General features: G+C 36.3%; 24 protein-coding genes and 1 pseudogene. 8 read left to right on the top strand and 17 right to left on the bottom strand.

Features of this window, described 5'->3' with window-relative positions:
* Positions 1-520: 520 nt before the first annotated feature.
* A pseudogene (locus ABC228_RS09060) lies at positions 521-929 on the bottom strand (tyrosine-type recombinase/integrase); the annotation flags it as partial.
* Between the two features lie 114 nt (positions 930-1,043).
* The gene (locus ABC228_RS09055) at positions 1,044-1,388 is read right to left on the bottom strand and encodes a DUF4181 domain-containing protein (protein ID WP_345824795.1); all 345 of its coding nucleotides are present in this window, start codon (positions 1,386-1,388) and stop codon (positions 1,044-1,046) included.
* A 196-nt stretch (positions 1,389-1,584) separates the two neighbouring features.
* On the opposite strand from ABC228_RS09055, the gene ABC228_RS09050 reads away from it, so the two are divergent.
* The 4 genes from ABC228_RS09050 (at position 1,585) to ABC228_RS09035 (ending at position 3,317) form a co-directional block, all read left to right on the top strand.
* Complete coding sequence (locus ABC228_RS09050) at positions 1,585-2,037, top strand: hypothetical protein (RefSeq protein WP_345824794.1); 453 nt, start codon at positions 1,585-1,587, stop codon at positions 2,035-2,037.
* A 354-nt stretch (positions 2,038-2,391) separates the two neighbouring features.
* Positions 2,392-2,907, top strand: a complete 516-nt coding sequence (locus ABC228_RS09045) for a sigma-70 family RNA polymerase sigma factor (RefSeq protein ID WP_345824793.1) — start codon at positions 2,392-2,394, stop codon at positions 2,905-2,907.
* Entirely contained in the window at positions 2,900-3,061 is a 162-nt protein-coding gene (locus ABC228_RS09040; protein ID WP_345824792.1) for a YvrJ family protein, read from the top strand. The genes ABC228_RS09045 and ABC228_RS09040 overlap by 8 nt, the downstream gene beginning before the upstream one ends.
* Position 3,062: 1 nt before the next feature.
* A complete protein-coding gene (locus ABC228_RS09035; protein ID WP_345824791.1) occupies positions 3,063-3,317 on the top strand; it encodes a hypothetical protein in 255 nt (84 codons plus the stop codon).
* 529 nt (positions 3,318-3,846) lie between these two features.
* On the opposite strand, the gene ABC228_RS09030 is transcribed toward ABC228_RS09035, so the two are convergent.
* Positions 3,847-4,935, bottom strand: coding sequence for a glycosyltransferase family 4 protein (locus ABC228_RS09030; RefSeq protein WP_345824790.1), 1,089 nt, complete (start codon positions 4,933-4,935; stop codon positions 3,847-3,849).
* A gap of 155 nt (positions 4,936-5,090) precedes the next feature.
* Here ABC228_RS09030 and ABC228_RS09025 point away from each other — a divergent pair, with 155 nt between their 5' ends.
* Positions 5,091-5,495: a hypothetical protein gene (locus tag ABC228_RS09025; RefSeq protein WP_345824789.1), complete on the top strand. Its 405-nt coding sequence runs from the start codon at positions 5,091-5,093 to the stop codon at positions 5,493-5,495.
* 165 nt (positions 5,496-5,660) lie between these two features.
* The gene (locus ABC228_RS09020; RefSeq protein ID WP_345824855.1) at positions 5,661-6,371 is read left to right on the top strand and encodes a threonine/serine exporter family protein; all 711 of its coding nucleotides are present in this window, start codon (positions 5,661-5,663) and stop codon (positions 6,369-6,371) included.
* 46 nt (positions 6,372-6,417) lie between these two features.
* On the opposite strand, the gene ABC228_RS09015 is transcribed toward ABC228_RS09020, so the two are convergent.
* Positions 6,418-8,616 carry an EAL domain-containing protein gene (locus tag ABC228_RS09015; protein WP_345824788.1) on the bottom strand — a complete coding sequence of 733 codons (2,199 nt, stop codon included), beginning with the start codon at positions 8,614-8,616 and terminating at the stop codon, positions 6,418-6,420.
* Positions 8,617-8,862: 246 nt separating this feature from the next.
* On the opposite strand from ABC228_RS09015, the gene ABC228_RS09010 reads away from it, so the two are divergent.
* Positions 8,863-9,315, top strand: coding sequence for a threonine/serine exporter family protein (locus ABC228_RS09010; RefSeq protein WP_345824787.1), 453 nt, complete (start codon positions 8,863-8,865; stop codon positions 9,313-9,315).
* A gap of 192 nt (positions 9,316-9,507) precedes the next feature.
* On the opposite strand, the gene ABC228_RS09005 is transcribed toward ABC228_RS09010, so the two are convergent.
* Complete coding sequence (locus ABC228_RS09005; RefSeq protein ID WP_345824786.1) at positions 9,508-10,830, bottom strand: hemolysin family protein; 1,323 nt, start codon at positions 10,828-10,830, stop codon at positions 9,508-9,510.
* Positions 10,831-11,046: 216 nt separating this feature from the next.
* Here ABC228_RS09005 and ABC228_RS09000 point away from each other — a divergent pair, with 216 nt between their 5' ends.
* Positions 11,047-11,235, top strand: a complete 189-nt coding sequence (locus tag ABC228_RS09000; RefSeq protein ID WP_345824785.1) for a YjfB family protein — start codon at positions 11,047-11,049, stop codon at positions 11,233-11,235.
* A 47-nt stretch (positions 11,236-11,282) separates the two neighbouring features.
* Here ABC228_RS09000 and ABC228_RS08995 read toward each other — a convergent pair whose 3' ends face one another.
* The 12 genes from ABC228_RS08995 to ABC228_RS08940 all read right to left on the bottom strand — a co-directional run bounded on the left by ABC228_RS08995 (position 11,283) and on the right by ABC228_RS08940 (position 24,408).
* Positions 11,283-11,651 carry a hypothetical protein gene (locus ABC228_RS08995; RefSeq protein WP_345824784.1) on the bottom strand — a complete coding sequence of 123 codons (369 nt, stop codon included), beginning with the start codon at positions 11,649-11,651 and terminating at the stop codon, positions 11,283-11,285.
* Between the two features lie 218 nt (positions 11,652-11,869).
* Entirely contained in the window at positions 11,870-12,292 is a 423-nt protein-coding gene (fabZ, locus tag ABC228_RS08990) for a 3-hydroxyacyl-ACP dehydratase FabZ (protein WP_345824854.1), read from the bottom strand.
* A 123-nt stretch (positions 12,293-12,415) separates the two neighbouring features.
* Positions 12,416-12,883: a DNA-directed RNA polymerase subunit beta gene (locus tag ABC228_RS08985; protein ID WP_345824783.1), complete on the bottom strand. Its 468-nt coding sequence runs from the start codon at positions 12,881-12,883 to the stop codon at positions 12,416-12,418.
* Between the two features lie 91 nt (positions 12,884-12,974).
* A complete protein-coding gene (locus tag ABC228_RS08980; RefSeq protein ID WP_345824782.1) occupies positions 12,975-13,796 on the bottom strand; it encodes a flagellar hook-basal body protein in 822 nt (273 codons plus the stop codon).
* Between the two features lie 27 nt (positions 13,797-13,823).
* Complete coding sequence (locus ABC228_RS08975) at positions 13,824-14,627, bottom strand: flagellar hook-basal body protein (protein ID WP_345824781.1); 804 nt, start codon at positions 14,625-14,627, stop codon at positions 13,824-13,826.
* A 33-nt stretch (positions 14,628-14,660) separates the two neighbouring features.
* On the bottom strand, positions 14,661-15,662 hold the full coding sequence (mreB, locus tag ABC228_RS08970) for a rod shape-determining protein (RefSeq protein WP_345824853.1): 1,002 nt from the start codon (positions 15,660-15,662) through the stop codon (positions 14,661-14,663).
* Positions 15,663-16,158: 496 nt separating this feature from the next.
* On the bottom strand, positions 16,159-16,443 hold the full coding sequence (gene spoIIID / locus ABC228_RS08965; RefSeq protein WP_345824780.1) for a sporulation transcriptional regulator SpoIIID: 285 nt from the start codon (positions 16,441-16,443) through the stop codon (positions 16,159-16,161).
* A gap of 768 nt (positions 16,444-17,211) precedes the next feature.
* A complete protein-coding gene (locus ABC228_RS08960; RefSeq protein ID WP_345824779.1) occupies positions 17,212-18,234 on the bottom strand; it encodes an AimR family lysis-lysogeny pheromone receptor in 1,023 nt (340 codons plus the stop codon).
* A 332-nt stretch (positions 18,235-18,566) separates the two neighbouring features.
* On the bottom strand, positions 18,567-19,487 hold the full coding sequence (spoIIQ, locus tag ABC228_RS08955) for a stage II sporulation protein SpoIIQ (RefSeq protein WP_345824778.1): 921 nt from the start codon (positions 19,485-19,487) through the stop codon (positions 18,567-18,569).
* Positions 19,488-19,821: 334 nt separating this feature from the next.
* Positions 19,822-20,982 carry a stage II sporulation protein D gene (spoIID, locus tag ABC228_RS08950; RefSeq protein WP_345824777.1) on the bottom strand — a complete coding sequence of 387 codons (1,161 nt, stop codon included), beginning with the start codon at positions 20,980-20,982 and terminating at the stop codon, positions 19,822-19,824.
* Positions 20,983-22,444: 1,462 nt separating this feature from the next.
* A complete protein-coding gene (locus ABC228_RS08945) occupies positions 22,445-23,455 on the bottom strand; it encodes an ABC transporter ATP-binding protein (protein ID WP_345824776.1) in 1,011 nt (336 codons plus the stop codon).
* Positions 23,452-24,408, bottom strand: a complete 957-nt coding sequence (locus ABC228_RS08940; RefSeq protein WP_345824775.1) for a C40 family peptidase — start codon at positions 24,406-24,408, stop codon at positions 23,452-23,454. Before ABC228_RS08940 ends, ABC228_RS08945 begins: the two co-directional genes overlap by 4 nt.
* Positions 24,409-24,414 lie beyond the last annotated feature (6 nt).

The raw sequence follows: 24,414 nt of genomic DNA, 5'->3' as shown, positions 1-24,414 counted from the left end.
TCACGTTAAAAAGTGCATGACAACCTCTCTCATGCTCCTTTTAATCCCATTTTCACGTTAAAAAGTGCATGACAGACCCTTTCATGCTCCTTTCAATCCCATTTTCTCGCCAAAAAGTGCATGATAGAACCTCTCATGCTCCTTTCACTTCCATTTTCACGTTAAAAAGTGCATGACAACCTCTCTCATGCTCCTTTTAATCCCATTTTCACGTTAAAAAGTGCATGACAGACCCTTTCATGCTCCTTTCAATCCCATTTTCTCGCCAAAAAGTGCATGATAGACCCTCTCATGCTCCTTTTAATCCCATTTCCACGTTAAAAAGTGCATGACAACCTCTCTCATGCTCCTTTCACTTCCATTTCCTTGCCAAAAATTGCATGATCAACCTCTCTCATGCTCCTTTTAATCCCATTTTCACGTTAAAAAGTGCATGATAGACCCTCTCATGCTCCTTTTAATCCCATTTCCACGTTAAAAAGTGCATGATAGACCCTCTCATGCTCCTTTCATTTCATTTTCACGTTAAAAAGTGCATGACAGACCCTCCCATGCATGTAATTCCGATGTATTTAAGTGTAACTTGTGGATGCGTGTGATTTAAGATCATTTGTAATTCAGCAATATCTCTAAATTGTTTGTAATGCCAGTAACCAAATGTTTTTCTCATAGTATGAGTACCAATACCATCTATAATATCCACCATTCTAGCAGCCTTATTAAGTTGTCTATAAGCCTGTATCCTACATTGGCTTATTCCCTTTACGGCTAGGGAAGAGCCAATCTGTATTGTCTAGTTCCTTTATATAGTTATTTATTTCATCATAAATGTTTCTTAATTGTATGCTCCTTGGCTTTTTAGTTTTTCCTTCACGAACTGTAATTTTTTTCTTACCTTTAATATCCCTTACTTTTAAATTTATCAAATCGAGTATTATAGCTAATTGGAATGTAACATTTTTAGAATTATGTTGCATTCCGTTTTACCGCAAAAAAGATGATTTCATCACGTCTAAGTGTAAAACCATCTTTCATTCCTTATTTTATAAAATGAAATAAGCCAAGAGTATTCCTATGACCATCGTGATAATAGAAACAATATATAATTTAGAACCCTTTCGATACTTCCAATCTATGTAAGAATGAAAGCTGAATATGGCTATCATAAAAATAATTAAAAAACACTTAAATAGTTTGACATCAATAAAAATGACAATAGGGATTGCAATTACTGCGAGTATAATAGAACCCCATAATTCTATATATTTACGTTCTTCCGGAACACTTTTATTATCTTTTTCTGAGTTGCTTTCATCACCAACAAATATCTTCCGCAATATTAAATATGTTATAGCGATGATTAGACTTATCAATCCTATTTTACCCATATTAACGTCTCCTTTATATTTATTAACATTATATAAAATGTTCTCGAAAGATCACATCATTCCGAGTGAAATAAGCAAATATCATTTCGGAGGAGGATAGCAGTTAATTTTTTTTCATATTGGTTGTATTATTTTTTTTTTTTCTCCTTTACATTAATAGATGCGCATCAAATAAAATAATAGGGGATGATTTAACATGGCTTATACAACAAGAGAATTTAAAAGAAAACATATAGTTACTTTAGACCAACTGTTAGACATGCAATACGGACAATTACAGGCTAGGGAGCGATTTGCCGGGAAACTTTCGGACAATGCGCTTCAAACACGATTAGGTGCAGTGACAGGTGTATTAGCTATCCTATTTTGGAAAGCGACCACTTTTAGCGTTGCTACTTCTATTGCTTCGTTAATACTTTCATCGACTACAAGCGAGAAAAAAGCCCTTACAACAATGATTGACGCTGGGTATATAGGACTAGGATCTGCAATTCAGTTTTTGAGAGACCCAAAATATGACCGCCTGGAAATCGAACTTCCTTTTCTGGAATATCGTGATTTCCACACACTTGATTTAGAAATCGCATTAATAACAGGAAGAGGCAGAGTAACCCGAGTACACGCTAAAACCGGTTGGATTCCTCTGTAATTAACCCTCATATATAGTATCAACATAACCACCCTACATGTAACGGCAGGGTGGTTTGTTGATATGAATCATATCCATAGAGAATAATCTCAATTATAACGAGATCTAATATCCTTCATGGAAAGACCACCAATAATAGTAACATTAGATTGATTCTATAAGAGTAGTTATATTCAGAATATTTTTTAATAATATCATCCTATATTATTAAATTCAATCAAAAAAATACTAAATTAGGTTGTGAGTTTTACTATTTAAGTTCCTTTAATAATAGAGTAAAATTAAATTCGAGAACCCAAGTTCTCTTTTTTTTACACAATAATAGAACATATGTTCTTGAAAGGGGTAAATTTGATGAATACTAATGATATTAGAAACCCATTGTTGCAATCGTTCCTATCAGACTCAAATAATTACCAACTTTATAAAGAGTATTGTAATGAACCAACAGATTACAATAGAAACACTTTAGAAGAAAAATTTAAAGAATATTACAATAATATACGAACAATTTCATATTTTTCAAAAGCAATTAGATTTACAGCTCAAGGCTATGATAAAAAGGTGCGCTCCCTGAATAATAGGTTTTTGTTGATTCTAGACAGCACAACGGATAAAGAATCAAGTGAAGAAACACAATCATTGGAAGATGATATTCTATATACCAGTTTAGAGGATTATATACAGGACAAACACTTATATGATGCTATTAAATCGCTAACAGACAACCAGAAAAGAATTTTATATTTAGCTTTTATCAAAAACATGACTGATACAGAAATAAGTAAAATTCTTAATGTTACACAGCAAGCGATCTCAAAGAGTAAGAAAAATGCATTAAAAAAAGTGAGGAGACTGGCTCATGTTTGAAGAACAACATTTTATTAATCTAATAAGTAACATGGGATTTCCGATTGTTATATCCATCTATCTACTTCACCGCTTTGAAAAGAAATTAGATAGCCTAGAGAACGCAATCCAAAATTTAATTAAAGTAATTAATTCACCAAAAAAGGAGGAGTAAATTGAATAGTGATACAAACGAATTAAAAATAATTAAGTTACTAACTCCATTAATCAATAAAGCGTTATCTCAGACAAGTATTCAGAATAGGGAGGATTTGCTCCAAGAACTTTTGTTAATGATACTAGTTTATCTAAGAAAATCGTCCAAAGAACTTCCTTCATTTTTTCAATTGTTAGAACAAGAGTCCAATGCTTTAATAAACAATTCAATCGATATAGTGCATAAGAAAGTTGATGGAGAAGATAACAATTAAGACTGAAACCAATAACAACTCCTCAGATAAAACAATCCGTAAAGACTTTGTATATAAAATTTACCTTTATCAATAAATGTTATTTTATATTTACCAGAAAGCGCAATTGGATTTTAAAACAATAATTTTCCGTGGTCGTTCCAGTTATTAATAGAATTGCACAAAATATTTTTGATACGATATCAATGAAGATAAGTCATTTAGAAACTGCCAATATTTAGTAAAAATAGGGTGTTCTATAATAGAACACCTGTTTTTTGGAATTACTGATAAAATTTTTACCTGTATATCTGTAAAACTGTATAGATGTATTTACAGTTTTATCTACGTAATCATTAATTGCTTTTTCAACAACCTCTAACATGGTAGCATGCAATACTGGAAGTTACTACATAAAATTCTGTATAACTGTAAAATCATAAATACAGGTCGTCGTAGTTTATACATAAAGTATATGTATACCCCAAAAATACCGTTTATTCTCCTATAACAAAAAAAGAAAGACCTTCAGTGTCTTTCTTCTGAATTACTAGCTATTGCTTTCTCTTTCTTTTCTTCCGCGACCAAACAACCTGCGAAAGAAGCTTAATACTGGGCGCTTTCCTCCGAGAACTAGTCCTGCGATTTCTGCGAGGATATGCAATAGGAATATTAAGATAATGACGACAAATAAATTGGCGGTTATAGATGCATTGGAGAAGATTACTGCAAGTGCCCCAAATATACCGCTGATACCATATAAAATTAATACCGTTTTTCGATGGCTATATCCTGCCGATAATAGTTGATAATGAATATGCTTGTTATCAGCCATCATAATATTTTGTTTGTTAATCGATCTTCTTAAAATAGCAAATAACGTATCAAATATTGGTACTGCTAACACGATAATCGGGATAACAAAGCTCAGTAGTGCAATGTTTTTAAACAAGCCTAGTATGGATATAACTGCAATCATATAGCCAAGAAAGTTTGAACCAGTGTCCCCCATATAAATCTTTGCTGGGTAAAAGTTATGATATAAAAATCCTAGATTCGATCCTATCAGGACTAAACAGAAATAAGCAACTAATACTTGAACATCTAATATTGCCATAATAAATAAACTTATTAATGCGATAGTTGTAACACCTGTCGCTAGTCCATCTAATCCATCTATTAAATTAATGGCATTTGTAATTCCAACAACCCAAATGACTGTGACAAGTACGCTGAAAAATCCTAACTCTACTTGTCCAATAAGTGGTAATGTGATTTTCTCAATAATAAGACCACCAGAAATAAGAAAAGAAGTAGCAATAAGCTGTCCTGTTAGCTTAGCAATCGGTCTGAGAGTAAATCTATCATCTAGTGCTCCTGTAATAATAATTACAATAGCTCCTACTACAATCTCTACTAAATGCTCATGCTGTGGTTGTAAGTAAATTGCACCAATAAAAGCACCTAAAAATATCGATAGGCCACCTAACCTCGGTGTAATCTTCTTATGTATTTTTCTATCATTCGGTAAATCTACCGCTCCTATTTTAAATGCCAACTTTTTAACTGGGTATGTCAACACTAAAGAGGAAATTAAAGCTATGAGAAAAGCAACTCCTAAATCTAAATAGTTAAACATAGCATTCTCCCTAAAATATTCATTTATCACTACAAGAATTATATCGAAACTAGGTAAGAAGTTGCAAATTAATATTGTATTGGATATTTATCCCAATCTTATGCTATGATACCATTGGTGCAATTTTAAATATTCAGAAACGAGGTTGAAACGAGATGAATGCATACTTATTTGCGCTAGCAGCAGTTTTAGCAGTTATCCCCATCTTATTTTTATTTAAAATAAACATTGAAAAAATTAAAGAAAACCAAGAGAACATTGGAAAAATCCAAACTAACTTCTTTATTGGTGTCGCAATTGCAGAGGCTATCCCTATCATATTAATCGTGTTTGGAATGCTGGATCTTTCCCCGGTATCCTCGATTGATGAATTAATCATCCCAGGTATCATTGTCATTTTCTCGATGTTATTTGCAGCATTCTTTATTTTTCTTCAACGTTCAGTCGGAGTACCTGAAGAAGCAAAGCAAGCTGCCACTACTTTCTCAGCAATTGGGTTAGCGATGGCTAACGCAATTCCAATCGTATCACTAGTTTCACTAATAATGATGATGCCATAACCCCCTCAAGCTAATGCTTGAGGCTTTTTTATTAAATGCATCAACCATTCTAATTCACATATTGCTTCCATCTTTAGTCCATCACTACTATAATAGGAAAAGACAATTAGCGTTCGGAAGGTTGTATAGAAATTGGAAAACTTTGATCGTATTACGAAGATTTGTATGTTAGCGGGAAAAATTATGCTTGAAAGTAGTGCTGAAACGTATCGTGTTGAGGACACAATGAATCGGATTGCAAGAGCATTTGGTGTTCACAACCCGCAAAGCTATGCAACACCTACGGGAATTAATTTTTCTATTGATCAAGCTGAGGCAGCCCATATGATGCGAATTGAAAAACGGACGACAGATTTATATAAAATCGCAAGGGTTAATAGTATTTCGAGAAATATTGCTGCAGGAAGCATGAATATAGATGAAGCACTTGTTGTATTACGAGAGCTTCATGATAAAAAGTTTCTATATTCCAGTAAGCTTCTCGTAACTGTAGCAGCACTTGCAAGCGGATGCTTCACCATAATGTTTGGTGGGCTATGGGTAGATTTTATACCTTCACTACTTGCTGGAGGAGTTGGATTTCTTGGCTTCTTGATGTTTGATAAACTAGTAGAAATCCGCTTTATCTCCGAATTCGTGGCATCCTTTATCGTTGGAATACTAGCTGTATTATTTATTCAAACTGGTATTGGAATGGAGCTTGATAAGATCATTATCGGGGCCGTCATGCCATTAGTTCCTGGTCTTCATATTACCAATGCCGTACGTGATTTAATGGCTGGACATCTGGTTGCTGGGCTATCAAAGGGCGTAGAAGCTTTATTAACCGCATTCGCTATTGGTGCAGGGATTGCTGTTGTATTAGCTTTTGTATAAGGAAATATAATAAAGAACGATTCGTACCAGGTACAAATCGTTCTTGTTATGTTGTTTTATTTTTTCTTCTTTGTCTGTCTTTTTCTATTTTCACTGGATCTGGCTCTAATTTACCTTTTACTAGAAGTCCCTCAAAATCAGTGACTGGTACAGGTCTTGAGAATAAGTATCCTTGAATAAGATCACATTCTCGATTTCGTAAGAATCGATATTGACCATATTCCTCCACACCTTCGGCAACAATTCTCATATTTAGGCCCTTAGCCATCTGCATCACGGAACCAACAATTACATTATCCTTTTCAACCTGACCATCTCTACTTTGAATAAATACTTGGTCAATTTTTAACGTATCTGCCTGATATTCCCGTAAGTAATTTAATGAAGAAAATCCTGTTCCAAAATCATCTATTGCGATGCGAACTCCTAGCTCTTTCAACTCAGCGAGTGTGGCAACAACGCCTTGTTCACTTTTTAAAAGTGACGATTCTGTAATTTCAACCCCCAAGAACTCTGCTGGTACTTGAAATGTTTCTAGCTGTCGTTTCACATAATCCGTTAAGCCTTTTTTCATTAAACGAATTGGTGATAAATTAACCGATATTGGAATGGGCTGTAAGCCTTTATCCTTCCATTCCTTTAATTGAGAGCATGCTTTTTTAATAACCCAATCACTTATTTCGGTAATGAGATGGTTTTCTTCCGCAATAGGAATAAATTCACCAGGAGAAATTAATCCCCAATCCTTATGATTCCAACGAATTAATGCTTCTGCACCTAAGATCGTTCCACTCTGTGTTTCTACTAAAGGTTGATAATAAAGCTCAAATTCTTCTTTTTCAAGCGCCTCGATCATATCATTTTCAATCGCAAGTTTTCGCTGGAAAGCTGTATCCTTTGAAAAAGAATATAATTGGAACGTGTTTTTCCCGCTTTTCTTCGCATAACCCAGAGCCGAATGTGCTTTATCCATTAAGTCATCACTTGTAGAACCATCCTCTGGATACAAGCTGATACCAATACTAGTTGTAAGATTTATTTCATAGCCATTAATTGTTAAAGGCTGTTTTATATCATGAATTAGATTTTCCGTCTTGGAAATTAAGCTTTCTTTCTTCCGATAATCTTCCAGAACAATAACAAAATCGTTACTTTTTAACCTAGCGATGAAGCTATTTTCAGGTAAAATTAAAAGTAATCTTGTTGCAATCGTTTTTAAAACTTCGTCTCCAACCTGATACCCTAAAGAGCCATTTATAACGGAAAAACGATCTAAGTTAAAAAACAATAAGGCAAACGGTTTTTCTTCTTCTAATAAGGAATCTAGTTTAGCATCTAGGCTTCGTTTATTCGGAAGGGTTGTCAGTAAGTCATGGTTAGCTGTATATCTAAGTTTTTCCTGCAATTTCACTTCATCTGTAATATCCGTCAGCATTCCAAATATATGTGTGATCTTCCCATCATCATGATACGGGGCTGTATGACAACGAACCCATTTAATCGAACCATCTGGACATATTATTCGAAAGCGAATGTGTATTGGATCACCATTTTTTAAAATCTCTGTAGCATGTTCACTAATCTGTTCTCGATCATCTGGGTGAACAACCGTTTCAATTACGTTATCAATATTTAGCTTATCAATATAAATATCCTCAATTGGGAATTGAAGCAAATCTTCTAAGCCTTTAGATGCGTATACTAATTTGCCATTTCTATACTCAATAACCCAAATTCCCATATGTAAATGATCGAAAATTAGTTTATAGCTCTTATTCTCATGTTTTGTCTTTATATCTAGTTGCTTATGTACGGTTACTTCTTTCGCAATTAGGATGATACCCTCTACTTGATCATTTGTGCTTTGTAGTGGTATTAAGGTATTTTCATAATAACGCTTTTTCCATTTTACTTGGACCTCAATACGCTCTGTACTTCCAGCCAAAGCATTCTGAAATGCGGTGTTTAATTGTTCAAATGATTTCTTTAATAGGATTCTCTTAAAGTCTACTATGTTGTCAAATTGTGAATCTAAGAATCCATCAACTGGCTTTTGATTCGTCGATAACAGCTCTCCTTCAGGAGAGAACACCAGCATAATATCCGGGTGATTGTTCCCTAAAGAGGCATAGTAACTCAGAAGCCTGTCCATATCTGGAGCATCTTGACTAACTTTGTTGACGGTTTCACTGTTTTGAAAAAACAGTCTAATGCTGTCAGATTGTGTAAAATCATACTTAGCCATGAGCTAGCTCTCCTTTTCTAAAATGAACATTTATCCGATAATCTTATATAAATTATAGTATAAAGGTCCCTTAATATAAATAGTTTTCTTCACAACATCTAGGTATTTCGTTTTACGAATTAACAAAATACGAATATTTCCGTCATTTTTTTTAGTTTTTGTGGAAATTATTACCGATTTGCGTAATCGGAATGATTCAGTATAAAATAAGATTCATGTACTAAACGGTTAATGGAGGAATCATGTATGGCTATAGTTGCCCAGCTAATTACTAGCTTTGTCGCATCAGCAGGATTCGGAATCTTATTCAATGCACCTCGCAAGGTCCTATTCCAATGTGGAATAGTCGGAATGGCCGGGTGGATTGTCTATTATTTATTTGTTCAAAATGGTATGGATACTGTACCCGCTACTATACTAGGTGCCATGTTAGTAGCGCTATTGAGTCAGATTTGCTCTCGTGTCTACAAAACCCCAATTATTATTTTTAATGTATCTGGAATCATTCCCCTTGTTCCTGGTGGAATGGCGTACGAGGCAATGCGCAGTTTTGTTCAAAATGATTACTTCAATGCCGTCCAATATTCAGCAAAGGTCATGTTATTAGCTGGTGGAATCGCCATCGGATTAATGTTTTCAGAAGTATTGAACCAAATTATTCGAAAGACCTCTGGAAGGAAAACTAGAACACAATTATAAGCAATAGCTTTTAATTGTGTTTTTTGTTTTTGTTGTGTGGAGTTTTGCCGAATCTTTGTTATAAGCTGCACTTCATAACATTCTAGAATGTTATTTGTCATGATTCGGAATGCAAAAGAGATTGCGTACTACTTCTTTCAATCATAACTATTCCCTAAAAAACCCAACAAAAAAACTCTCTTCTCAGAGAGTTTATTCATTTTTATTTTCCGTCTCTATATCTAAAAGCTGTGTGATTAACACCTTGTCAACTCGTACATGATCCATATCTACTACCTCAAGCTTTAGATGTTCAATTTGTATGGAATCATTCACTTTCGGTATATCTCCTAGATATGTTGTAATGTAGCCACCTAAAGTATGTGCTTCGCTCCTTAAATCCTCAAGCTCATCAATATCAAAGTATCGTTTGAAGGCTTCCACTGAAATTAATCCATCCGCAAGCCAAGAGGTTTCATCTCGCTGTATGATTTTTGGATCCATATCCTCTACATTCGGCATATCTCCGACAATGCTTTCAATAAAATCATGTAATGTAACAAACCCTTCGATTCCACCATATTCATCGATTACAACAGCTTGATGCTTACCAGAGTCTTTGATTTTTTCCAGTGCCTGAAAAGCCATCATAGCCTCTGGAAGTACTAATGCTTCCTCAACACAATCCTCTAGATTAAATGTTTCTTCCTTCTTGATTAATTGTGAAAAAGCTACTTTTGTATGAATGACACCTCGAAAATTATCAAGACTGCCAGAACCTACAGGAAATGCAGAATGACTACTAGCACTCATAATTTGAAGGTTTTCTTCAAGCGGATCTTCTAGGTCGACCCATTCCAAGTACGTTCGTGGTGTTAATATATCACCTAACCGCTGATCTCCCATATAAAAAATTTGTTCAACCATTTCATGTTCGATTTTTTCAACTACACCACTGTACACGCCTTGCTCAATTAACTGCGTAATTTCCTCTTCTGTCACATCCGGCTCATTAGTTGGTTTAATACCAAATAGTTTTAAAACCGCTTCTGTAGATTTGCTTAAAACCCAAATTAATGGCTTGCCAACTTTAGAAAAATAGTACATTGGCTTCGCAACTAATAAAGCTACTTTTTCTGGATCTGACATCCCAATCCTTTTCGGGACTAATTCGCCAATAATCAAAGATAAATATGTTGTAAGTGCAATTACAATAAACAAACTCAGCTGAGAACTAAAAGGGGCTAGAAATTCTACCTGTTCGATAACAGGTGCTAATTGGCTTGCAATCGCGGCACCACCAAATGCACCAGTCACAACTCCAATTAGTGTAATCCCAATTTGTATCGTTGATAACAGCTGATTCGGCTCTTCAGCAAGCTTAAGCGCAAAGCTTGCTCGCTTGTCACCGTCTTCAGCGATTTTTTCTAGTCTTGGTTTTCTGGAAGTTACAATTGCAATTTCTGTCATCGCAAATATACCGTTTGCAATAATTAATATGACAACAATACTTATAGATATAAGTGGGGTGTCCAATATTGATTCACCATTCCTTTTTCAGATAATAAGAAAATTAAAACATAATTAGTCCTTCCCGTCTAATTTTAGCTTCTTTACATGTTCTTATTCGAAAATGACGGTTTCATCTAGGAGAATTTACTCAGTTGATTATACTCGTATACTAGTTTTTTTGCTTCAAAGCACGGGAACTATGTTACACTATACATACAGGATATTTGAGGAGGTTTTAACGTGGATATTGCAGCAATGTCAGTCGTTATGTCCAACAGTCAACTTCGTAGTGACGCTAGTTTGGCAATTATGGCAAATGTTAAAAATCTTATGCAGCAACAAGGGAACCAATTAACGGAAATGCTTAATCAGTCCGTTCCACAAGTCTCACATCCAACACTAGGAAAAAGTGTAGACATTCAAATCTAATGAAGAATCCCCTGAGTAGATTACATACACAGGGGATTTTCTATTTATTATTCTTCGTCATTCATTCCGTTTTCAGTGTCAGTACCTGTTCCGGTATCTCCATTAGTACCATTTTCAGTACCTTCTCCAGTTCCATTATCTGTACCGTTCTCAGTACCTTCATCCATTAGGCCGCCTTCACCATTGGTCCCATCAGTACCATTGGTTCCGTTTGTACCATTATCGTCAGTCATGCCGTCATCGGTACCGCCATTTTCTAGATTGTTATCTTCTCCATTATCATCTTCTTGATTTAACGGCGCTTCGTCCTCTACAGGATCTTCAATCGGATCATCTTCATCATCCGTACCACACGCGGTCATAAGTGATAATGCCAAAATTGGCGTACCAAACTTAATAAGCCATTTTTTCTTCATGACATTTCCTCCTTGTAGTAATAACTTTCGGCATTAGCTTACCCTTTTTTCCTTAAAGTGATACGGACTTTTTTACATAAAAATAACAAATTTTTATAATTGCTTAAAGTGTGTTGGAACATTTTTGATGGTCTGAGTATATCCATAAAAAAAGCATGTGAAACGTGATATCACATACTCATTTTTTTGAACAAAATCCTAAAATTCAGCACAAATAGTTATTTAATTGCAAAGGTGATTTCTGCTTCACAGGCTAGCTCACCGTCAACAGTAGCAATTCCTTTACCCTTTCCAATTGGCCCTTTTACTCGAATAATCTCAACTTCAAGCTTTAATTGATCACCTGGTTTAACTTGACGCTTAAAACGACATTTATCTATTCCTGCTAAGAATCCAAGCTTTCCACGATTCTCTTCTTTTCCTAATATGGCAATTGCTCCAACTTGAGCCAATGCTTCTACAATTAACACACCAGGCATTACAGGATAATCCGGGAAATGTCCTTGGAAAAATGGCTCATTAGCGGTAACATTTTTCACACCAACTACACGTTGTCCTTCTTCCATTTCCAAAACCTTGTCCACTAATAGAAATGGATAGCGATGCGGAATTATATTCTTAATTTCGTTAATATCCAAGATTGAACGCTCCTTTATGTATATTTACTCCCATTATAACAAAGAATGGAAGTGGATATTACTAATAATAATTTATGAAATCGTTTTTCGATATATTAGAAAACCTGCGCTCAAAAGAGCACAGGTCTATTCTTCCTTAACTACTATATCTATAATATGCTGCCATGTTTCCCATTTTAACGCATCTTTAGGTTCACCGTCACCCAAACCACCATAACCAATCATTAAACCAGAGAATAAAGCTACTACAGAAAGTGCAGCAACAATAATAATACGTAGCCATATTGGAAAAATCCGAAGTCTTGGCGTTTTGTTCTTGCGCTTTTCTTCTTTTTGTTTTTTCTTTTGTTGCTTTCTTGTTTGAGCAAGAGTCTCAGTCATTTCAATCTCAGCACTAGCTGATTTTTTTCTTTTCGACTCTTTTGCTGAAACATCCTTTTGATTTTTTTCCTTTTCAGGCTTATCAGAAGGTTTTTTGCTCTTCTTTGTAGCAACAGGTTGTTCTATTGGAGCTTTTTTTCTCTTCGGTGAAGCTTCAGCTTGCTTTGCTGTTACTTCTTCCTTTGTCTTCTCCATTTGGTTTGTTGTTGACATGACTTGGTTCACCTAATTTCCTTACATTCATTACTTTATTACTATAAGTTATCGTATCCTCTTACGTCAATCATACTTTTGGCATTATTTTCTAGGAGCGCAATTGATTCACTAAGCCCATCATTTGATCACCCATTGATATCGTACGGGCATTAAACTGGTAGGAACGCTGGACGTTGATTAAATCCGTTAGCTGCTCGGCCATATCAACATTCGAATTCTCTAAAGCGCCACTTCTTAATGAAGCCTCGACATCCTGAATAATTTCACCTTGATTATAGCCAAGTGCCTCTAAATCTGGTAGACGAAAATTATTGTTACCTGTTGCTTCCAGAAGCCTAGGACGCACCGCCTCTACAACATCAAGCTGTCCAACTACCTCCGTATTATTGCCACGTCTTACCGAAATTTGTCCGTTTTCTGCAACAGTTATCTCATCGAAACCATCTTCAAATACAATCTGTCCATTTACACCTAGAACTGGATCGCCATTCTTCGTTGTAAGCATCACTTGATTATTAGCAAGTGGACTTAAGTAGAATGAACCATCTCTTGTATAGCGTGTTTCCGTAACATTATTCTCTGTTACTGCTACTTGGAACAAGTGATTTGCTTCTAATAAAGCAACATCAAGTGTACGACCAGTTTCTTTTATCGCACCTAAAGATAAATCAATATTTACGGAACCAAGCTTTGCACCAGAACCAACTCGAACACCATCAGGAGTAAGTCTTCCCTCTGCATTTGCAGGGTCGGTCATGTTATTAATTTGCTGAAATAAAAGTGATGCAAAATTTGCTTGTTTAGTCTTATATCCAGTTGTTTGACTGTTTGCTAAATTATTTCCGATAAGATCCATTTTTTGTTGTAGCTGATTCATGGTTACAGCTGCTTGAATCATTGCTCTAGACATGACTTTCCCTCCTATTCTCTAATATGATTATCCAATTCGTCCAATTTCACTTACAGCTTTCCCTAGGCTTTCGTCATAGGCTTTTAATACACGCTGATTCATTTCAAATAGACGATAGGACTCCATCATTTGTGTCATCGATTGTGTTGCATCAACATTTGATTGCTCTAAATATCCCTGTTGAACGTTATAGGTAACTCCAGCAGGTACCGGTCCTGCCTCACCATTAAAAAGACCATTTCCTTCTTTTTCTAGTTCATTAGCATTCGCCGCATAAGCAATTCCAAGCTGGATGTTTTGTGCTCCTATCTGTAACTGTCCTTCTGGAGTTACAGTGAATTCCATTCCATCCGTTTGAATTGGATTGCCCGCTTGGTCAAGCACATAGTATCCTTGAGTGGTCACTAGATTCCCTTGTCCATCTACAGTAAAGTTACCATTTCTCGTATAACGAGCTTCACCATTTTCATTTTGTACCGTGAAAAAGATGCTTCCAGTTTCATCTGGAAAAACACCATCTATTAGAGCAAGGTCAGTCGTTACGCCTGTTTCACGTAATGATCCTTGTACATAATTAGGAACATATTCCTGTACATAGACACCAGTATTCATAGAACCTATTGGGTTTTGTACAGGTAGATTTTTCGATTGCTTAGTCGGAATATTTTCCGATCCCATCTGATACATAAGCATTTCAGGAAACGCTCGTATAGATGCCTGGTCAGCTTTATATCCTGGCGTATTTGCATTCGCTATATTATTCGCTAGTGCTTCTTGTTGTCTTTGCATCGTAAGCATTCCACTTGCTGCAGTATAAAATCCTCGTAACAATACAATGCGCCTCCCCTTTACCTATGATTTTCGTTAAACGATATTTCTACGCTCAACCTTATCAATGTTTTCGAGCATGATACCAGTTCCTTTTGCCACACAATGCATTGGCTCCTCTGCTAAGAATACTGGTACTTTTAGTTCTTCAGCCAATAGCTGATCTATTCCATGAATTAATGCGCCACCGCCAGTTAGAATAACACCGCGATCAATAATATCAGCAGATAATTCAGGTGGTGTGCGTTCAAGAACCGATTTCGCTCCTTGAACGATTAAGGAAACTGGCTCCCGAAGTGCTTCTTCAATTTCGGAAGAATGTACAGTTATTGTACGAGGTAGACCAGTTACCATATCACGTCCACGAATATCCAACTCTTCATGGCGGGCATCTTTAAATACCGTTGCTACACTTATTTTTATTTCCTCTGCAGTACGTTCACCAATAAGTAGCTTATACTTACGTTTTATGTACTGTAGAATCTCTATATCAAATTTATCTCCAGCCATTTTAATGGATTCAGAAGTAACGATATCTCCCATAGAAAGCACAGCAACATCCGTAGTTCCTCCACCAATATCAACGACCATATTTCCACTTGGCTGGTAAATTTCCATTCCAGCACCGATAGCAGCAACTTTAGGCTCCTCTTCTAAATAGACCTTCTTGCCACCTGATTTTTCTGCTGCCTCTTTAATAGCTTTTTGCTCTACTTTTGTAATATTTGTCGGGCAGCAAATGAGCATTCTCGGCTTGGATAGAAATCCTTTAACATTTATCTTATTTATAAAATATTTTAACATCGCTTCTGTTACATCAAAGTCAGCAATAACGCCATCCTTCAGCGGACGAATTGCTTCGATATTTCCTGGTGTCCGTCCGACCATGCGTCGGGCCGCTTCGCCAACCTCAAGCACTCGTCCGGTGTTACGATCCATAGCCACCACTGACGGTTCATTCAGTACAATTCCTTTTCCCTTTACATGAATCAACACATTAGCGGTGCCAAGGTCGATCCCAATATCCCTAGAAAACATCATAATCCTCCTCGCGTGAATACTTCCGCACCTGTCCGAAAACACAATGCTACTTATATATTATAATACCACAAATATCTACATAAAACTGCAATTATAGGAAAAAAGAAGGATTATTTTGTTTAAAGGCGTTGGATTTGGGGTAAAGAGAGGGATTGGGACTTATGTATTCCTAAAATATAAAAGACTTGGCTGCTTAATGAGGCTGTAAATACAAGGTATTATTAGAAAGTTACTCCCGTATTTTGGTTGAATGATACGAACAAATCGTTAATTCAAGAAATTGGCGACTCAAATATAATTAATTGCCGGATGGAGGTTCACAACACGCTCCCACAGAAAAACACACCTATTAATGGTTACCCAAAGAATTAGTTTTCTCACGCTTATCTTTGGATAACTTTCTAAAGGTGCGCTCTCCCTTTAACCCATCTGTTACATCCTAAGTACGCTTCTATCAGTCACCTCCTTCATGTAAAAGGGTGATGATATGTTGCTATTGAACTGTAGTTGCTGCTTCTTCTTCTGTGGGATCGGTTATTTTGTACTTTTTACGTGTTGCCTCCCCACCACGAAGATGTCGAATCGACTTGTGGTACTCTAAGATTTCTTTTACTTTTTGGGCTAATTCTGGATTGATTTCTGGTAAACGTTCTGTTAAATCTTTATGCACTGTGCTTTTGGAAACACCAAATTCTTTTGCTATCACTCGGACGGTTTTCTTCGTTTCTACAACATGTTCACCTATCCTGATAGTTCTTTCTTTGATGTAATCGTGCACACCGTTCGCCTCCCTATGTTGAATATTTCTGAGGTGTGGTATGAGACTAGGTGATTCGAAAAAATGTTCTCGACACTTTTCGATTGTCCAACTCTACTTGACTGTAAAGCTGACTTATTAAGTGGCCATGAGATGTATCATCTAGTGGAATCAGGTTACATATTAGTGAATATATGTAAATGATGGTATGTAGTACGTTCATATAAGTAGTGGATTCATGAATTGTTAAGGTTCCGTTAGCTAATTTCTTCTGTGAAGTAATATGTAATCAAGCAAATAATGTTTTGTTATTAAGAGCCACATAAGCTCTCACCTCAGACTTACTGAATGCTTGGTTTGTAACATTTTATTACTGGAAGGAAAGGATTATGATTAAAAATAGATGGAAAGACTTGCGGACAAGGTGTTTTTTTATATATTTGGAATTTTTGTTTATTTTTCATTATAAAACTATTTGAGCAAAGAAAAAGCCAAAAATTCAATTAAGAATTTTTGACCTTTTTTATATAATGGATTCAACTTTTTTTACTTACAATCAATTAAGCTATTAATCAATTTCTCCATACTCAGGGTCAGCTAACAAAGAGCTTGCAGGTTGAACTAATGTGAAAAGTACTACAAAACCTAGAAAAGTCGAGAAAAGCAAAGTTTTGAATTTTTTCATTTTATTTCCTCCTCTCCCAATTTATGACATTTAAAATCAAAGTTGAATCTCATCATAACGAAATTCGGGTAATCTGCATGTGATACCTCATTGTTCAATTATGATTAAAGATTCTTGATTGCATTTATTGGTAGTCTACAGAAAAAGTAGTCACTTCTCTCAACAAACATATTACAGGCTTCCGAGAGAAGGTTTTTATCTCGTTTTGCTAGTCCCATATAGTACTTCTTAAAAGGACTATTCAAATCTACATCACTTAGTAATTCAATCGCTTTTTCATTATTGCCCTTCGCAATTTCTAAGTGCGCCTGCTCACTCACATCATTGGTGCGCATATCACCTGGTCTCCTAAAATGAGCAGCAAGAAACGGAATATTAAAATTATTTATGGCATATATTAGCTTGTCCAATTTGAAATCATTGGCTATTTTCAAGGCTTCCTTCAAGTGATACATTCCTTGATAGTATGTATCGAATGTATAGGTTAAACCTAAGTTAACATGAATACTTGCCTTAGTAGCTGGACTATTCGATTGATTTAATGCACGAAATGCATATTTTCTAGCCATTATTAATTCATTTCGTTTCCAATAATAAATAAATAATTTCTGATAAAGTCTGAGATTAAAGCTTGATAACATAAAATTGTCCTGGATAGCATCAAATAGTTCATGCTGTTTATCCATTAAGTTACCTATTTTGCTAAAATCCTGCTGACTATAGTAGGTATCTACAATCAGAAGCTCTATTAAACATTTAAGCTCTGGATCCGATGGATTAATTTCTCTAAGACGCAGTCTCATTTCTCCTGATGAATACCTTTTGGCACGACGATCCATCATAATTTGATAAACCTCTGCCCAGTTTCGGTTTGAGGAATGATCTGATTTTTGATTTTTGACGATTAGTTGTTGTAAATCCTCGTAAAATCCGTTTATGTATAAAAACTCCATCCCCTTCTTTTGAATCTCACTAGAAGAAGATTGCAAACAGAATTTACGTGTCAAATCTAGTACTTCCTGATCATTATGTTCCTGTGACAGCATTAGTATTACTTGGCCAATCGTTAATTCAGTTTTATCTGAAATCGATGTAACTAATTCTGGGAGTAGGTTTGCATAATTCATAACTGATGGATCCTTCCTTTCAAAACTCTACCCAATAGTTTACAGGAAAATAATCCCATTTAATAAATATGCTATTCTAGGAATTTCGAGAAATTTAGTATCTCGCCAATGAATTTAGACAAGATTCTAGCATATTTTTATTAAGTTAATAGTAACATAACTATTTTCGAATACAAGGTGTAATCGTTCGACATATTTCTAGGGTTTATGTAGATTTCAAGGGATTTTTGACGAATATCATGTCGTTTTGTATGAGATGTAAATCTATTTCTTCTATGTAAATATAAAAAGAAATCCTAGCATACGATATTGCTAGGATTTCTTTTGCTTTCTTATGCTTCTGAATCAGTTGATGAATCTGTTTCTTCTGAATTTTCATCATTGGATTCCTCATTATTGGAATCCTCATTTTGATTTTCTTTTGAATCTTCAGTTGACTCTTCCTTGTCTGTTTCAGTAGCGTCTTCCTCATCCACATTTTCTGATTGATCGCTGTTCGTATCAGCTTCTTCTGACTGAATACTGCTTGTATCTTGGTCTTCTGATACATTTTCAGATTCGCCACTTTCTAGCTTACTGACAGGCTGATTAAAAAATTCTTCAGGGTTAAATACTTGTTCATCTTTTCTTAATTCAAAATGCAAGTGTGTTCCATTGTTTTGACCAAAGATATTCTCTCCAGCAGTACCAATGACATCACCCTGTTTCACTTCGTCACCTGCTTTAACACCAACTTCTCCAAGACTAGCATAGTAGGTTGTTACACCGTTACTATGTGATAGAACAACTACGTTTCCTAGTAATGGATCTTCCTTCACTTCGGTAACGGAACCGCTTAAAGCTGCTAAGACATCAAATGCTTCCCCATCCGGGTAAACAATGTCTACACCAGTACTTTGGTAGTAGCGGTTGTTATGAAGTATCAGTGCACTTTCTTGCTCTGCTTGATCTGCATCGTAATCAAAGAATTTTGTTACGATTTCTGCTTTCTCTTGATCTGCTACAGGCATTTCAATAACTTCCTGTGGATCCATTACAGTCTCAGCATCATCGCCATGTGGATTTGGTGTATAATTGTCACTTAACTCTTGGTCATCTCCAGCCTTAGGTAGTTGATTATCCATGTTTTGATACCAAACTACTACACCTAGTAAAATAGCTGCAATTGTAAGGTATACAGCTGGGAAGAACCATTTTTTGCGGAAAATGCGTTGCCAATTATTTTTTGGAGCGCCTTTGTTTTCCTCTTTCATCTATCATCACCTCACAAACCATTCTGAACAGAAAATGAAAAAACTATACATTTCATGTGATTTTTTTTGTGATTTTATGGATTTTTTATTTGGTTTTGGGGATATTAAGTGTTTGAACTTTCTAAAGGAGGGATTCATGTAGGATTCTAATAGAATAAATGGTAGGCTCTCGTTCGATTCATATAGTCGGTAGCTTAAATTCGAAAGCGTATCTACAAAAAATCATTTTGTATTTGCGAGACCGATAAGTTCCCCACAAAAAAACTCCAAAGCGAATAGCCTTGGAGCTAAAACAATTTCATATTACTCATTAATAGAAGTCTTATGATATTTCTTACTGCATAACTAATGTCGGTACAGCATCATCAAGGCTACTAATTTCAATCCCTTTATAATAGTATTTGACAATCTCTTCGTAGTTTTTTCCTTCTTTTGCCATTCCGTTTGCACCATACTGACTCATGCCGACACCATGACCATTTCCTTTTGTTGTGAAAATTAAATAATTGTCTTTTTGTTCAATCGTGAAATCATTCGAACGTAATTGAAGCTTTTCTCGTACCTCTCGCCCTGTAAACAAGCTTCCCTCTAATTTCAATTCATCAACACGTTGGCTTTCCGTTCTAGTCGCCTCGATTGCTAATTGTTTATTATTCGGTAAATCTATTCCAAGTGCTGTTTCAACCGCTTCTAGCGTGAAGGTTTCTTGGTCGAGGTAATAAGGTGACACTTCATCCCATGGACTTGCAACACTTCGTAAATATGGAATTTCGTTTGACCAGTAATCCTCTGAATTCTCCGTGTATCCATTACTTGTTGAAAAAAATTGAGGTGTAATTGGTTCATTATTATAAGTAAGGATTTGATCCTTGGTCGCAAGGACAGCTTCCGTTATTTTTTCCATATTCTTGTTATAATCATTTCCCCACTTTGCACGTAATTCTGATTCATCCTTATACACTTGATCCATTATCGTATCGCTAACATCTGACTCTGTATCCTTTTCCTTAAACAACAGTTGATTGACAATGAATGTACGAGCAGCAAGCGCTTGGGCTTTTAATGCTTCCGTTTCAAACTCTACCGGCATCTCAGCTGCTACAACTCTAGATACGTACGTTTCTAAAGGAACATTTTCAATTTGTTCCGTTTGCGAACGCATTACAGCAACCTCTACTGCTGAATCTTCAGCTAATTCCTCATGAGCTTCTGGCTGCTGCTGTTCAACAGTTTGAGATTGAACCTTACTCCCGGAAATGAATGGAACAACAACCAAGGATGGAACGACTAGAATAATAAATACTATTCCAAAAATAAATGTGGTTGGCAACCCCCATCTTATTCGCCCATTATTCATACCCACATTCTTCCTTGGAAGCTTTTGTCTTGGGTTTGTTGGCATTTTCTTTTGAAATCTTTGGTGATTGAATGTACTTTTTTTCTTCTTGATTTTTTGAATTTGTTTGCTTGTATAGTTACGGTTTCTCAAAAGCATCCTCCTTTGCAGGCTTATTCGATTATTTTTTTCATCTTATCTAGCATTCCTACTATTAAACTTATACAGATAGTCAAAACAATAGAACTAGAATTTTAAAAATCTATTGAATGAAAATTTAATAGGACAAGCAAATTCAATAATACAAAGGTGAATGTTAATTCTTGTGTTGTAGAGTTGTAATTTGGAGATAGTTGGTACTATTTTGGAATACCACTTTGGATTTAGGAGGATATGGATCTTGAATACTTTTTTCATCTTGTATATGAAGCTTCATGACAACCCCTCTCATGTACTTTTTACTGTGGAATTTTGTTTGAAACACGCATGAGTACCACTCTCATGCACTTTTTGCTGGGGAATTTTGCTTGAAACATGCATGAGAACCTATCTCATGCGCTTTTTGCTGGGGAATTCTGCTTGAAACATGCATGAGAACCCCTATCATGCGCTTTTTGCTGAGGAATTTTGCTTGAAACATGCATGAGAACCCCTATCATGCACTTTTTGCTGGGGAATTCTGTTTGAAACATACATGAGAACCTATCTCATGTGCTTTTTGCTGGGGAATTCTGTTTGAAACATACATGAGAACCCCTCTCATGCACTTTTCACCGCGGAATTCTCTCCAAAACATGCATGAGAACCCCTCTCATGTACTTTTTACTCCGGGTTTCTTCTCAAAACATGCATGAGAACCCCTCTCATGCACTTTTCACCGCGGATTTCTCTCCAAAACATACATGACAACCCCTCTCATGTACTTTTTGCTCCGGATTTCTCTCCAAAACATACATGACAACCCCTCTCATGTACTTTTCACCGCGGATTTCTCTCCAAAACATACATGAGAACCCCTCTCGTGCACTTTTTGCTCCGGATTTCTTCTCAAAACATACATGACAACCTCTCTCATGCACTTTTCACCGCGGAATTCTCTCCAAAACATACATGAGAACCCCTATCCTGCACTTTTCACCGCGGAATTCTCTCCAAAACATACATGACAACCCCTATCATGTACTTTTCACCGGGGATTTCTCTCCAAAACATACATGAGAACCCCTCTCGTGCACTTTTTACTCCGGATTTCTTCTCAAAACATACATGACAACCTCTCTCATGCACTTTTCACCGCGGAATTCTCTCCAAAACATACATGAGAACCCCTATCATGCACTTTTCACCGCGGAATTCTCTCCAAAACATACATGACAACCCCTCTCATGTACTTTTCACCGCGGAATTCTCTCCAAAACATACATGAGAACCCCTATCATGTGCTTTTCACCTCCAATTTCTCCTCAAAAGCATACATGAGAACCCCTATCATGTGCTTTTCACCATCAAATTCTCCCCAAAGCACAACCTCTCCTCTCATGCACTACTCTCAAACAACAACCATAGCTAACGGAATTAAACGCTCAAACAAAAAGGCACCCATGTAATGGATGCGCAACTATTATCGAATATGAACAATCGGTTCTGGCTTATGCTGTTTTTTCACATTTTCATTATATAAGTGGCATGCAACAAAATGATTATTCTCCACTTCCTGCCAATCTGGTTTTTCTTTTGAGCAGATGTCCATTGCAAATGGACAACGTGTTCGGAATACACATCCGCTTGGTGGATTTATCGGACTTGGAAGTTCTCCTTGTAGTATTATTCTCTCTCGTGATTCTTCAATATCTGGATCAGGAATTGGAATTGCTGAGAGTAATGCCTGCGTGTATGGATGTAAAGGGTTGGAATACAGACTATTACTCACAGTTAATTCCACCATATTCCCCAAGTACATGACCCCGATACGGTCTGATATTTGTTTTACCATTGACAAGTCATGTGCAATAAATAGAAATGTTAATCCTTTTTCTTCTTGTAGTTCCTTTAGGAGATTTACAACCTGTGCTTGAACCGACACATCTAGTGCGGAAATTGGTTCGTCTGCAATAATGAAATCTGGATTAAGTGCTAGAGCCCTTGCTATACCAATGCGCTGACGCTGTCCTCCACTAAACTCATGCGGATAACGGTTGGCATGATCACGATTCAACCCTACCTCTTCTAGTAATTCGTAGACTCTTTCGTTCTGTTCTTTTTTACTTTTATAGAGCTTGTGGACTTCCATTGGTTCTGTAATTACCTCCCGAACCGTTGAGCGGGGGTTCAGAGATGCATAGGGATCCTGGAAAATCATTTGCATTTTCTGACGTAGCTTCATAAGATCCTTTTCATGAAGCGCATGAACATTATTTCCATTAAATAAAACATCGCCTTCCGTCTTATTGTACAGGCCAATAATAGTTCTACCTATGGTTGATTTACCACATCCTGATTCTCCAACAAGTCCAAATGTCTCCCCTTTGTTAACATGGAACGTAACATCATTTACTGCCTTTAACAATCGTCCTTTTCCTAAGTCAAAATACTTTTTTAAATTCTTTACTTCTAATAGCTTCTCCTCTGTCATTCACACACACCTCCTGTTTCCCAGTAGCGTCTTGCCATACAAAGCTCTTTTTCATATTTCGTATTTGCTAGAGTTGTAACCTCAATTTGCTTTCCTGTCTGGGGGGAGTGTAACATTTGCCCGTCTCCATAATAAAAACCAACATGATGAATATTCCCCTTTCCTTCCTGATAAGCGAAAAACAGTAAATCTCCAGGAGACAATTCATCGAGCGGTATCTCCTTTCCGTTCGCAGCTTGATCAGAAGCATCTCTACTAATCGTATAACCATTTGCCTTGTGCATCGCATAGGCGAAGCCTGAACAATCATACCCAAACGAACTCATACCACCCCAGAGATATTCCAATCCGATAAACCGCTCTCCTGCTGTAATGATACTTGATCCACTTCCTGACTCTTTGCCTTTCTCAGTTTCAAACAGGGTAATATCACGACGGGGTAAGAATAGATTTCCATGTGGTGTTACGACTTGTATTCGCTGTTTATTGGAATCCATCATCGGGAGGCAGGTCATATAGCTTAGCTTTAATACTTTTTCACCAGTTTCTGTTTCAAGCCATGTATGGTTTGCAGAAACCGCTGCCATGATAGGTTTGTTCCAATCTCCTTGATGTACTTTACTTAATTGTTTTAGCGGAACCCACCCAGGATAGCCATCTTCAGCTTTTTTAGATGGCTGACTTGGAATCGTAACGTTAGCCCATTCTCCTTTAGTTTCTGTTACGATGGCAATTTCTCCATATAATAGCTGTGATTGAACTCTATTTTCGTCACATAGTGCTAGCTTATCGTCATAGGATTGTCTAGCTAACCATTGATCTATATCTGTCGGATTGGAAGTAGCGGATTGATCCAGCTCACGAGCTGAAGTTGGATTGGTCCATACAGTAGCTACCTGTACATTTGTCACGTAAAATGAATCCAAATATTGAGCAAACGTTTGTTTGAACATAATAGA

It is taken from the genome of Ornithinibacillus xuwenensis (assembly GCF_039614845.1).
In the GTDB taxonomy this organism is placed as follows: Bacteria; Bacillota; Bacilli; order Bacillales; family Amphibacillaceae; genus Ornithinibacillus; species Ornithinibacillus xuwenensis.
The sequence above is the reverse complement of the archived record's forward strand: the minus strand, read 5'-3'. Positions and strand labels throughout refer to the sequence as shown.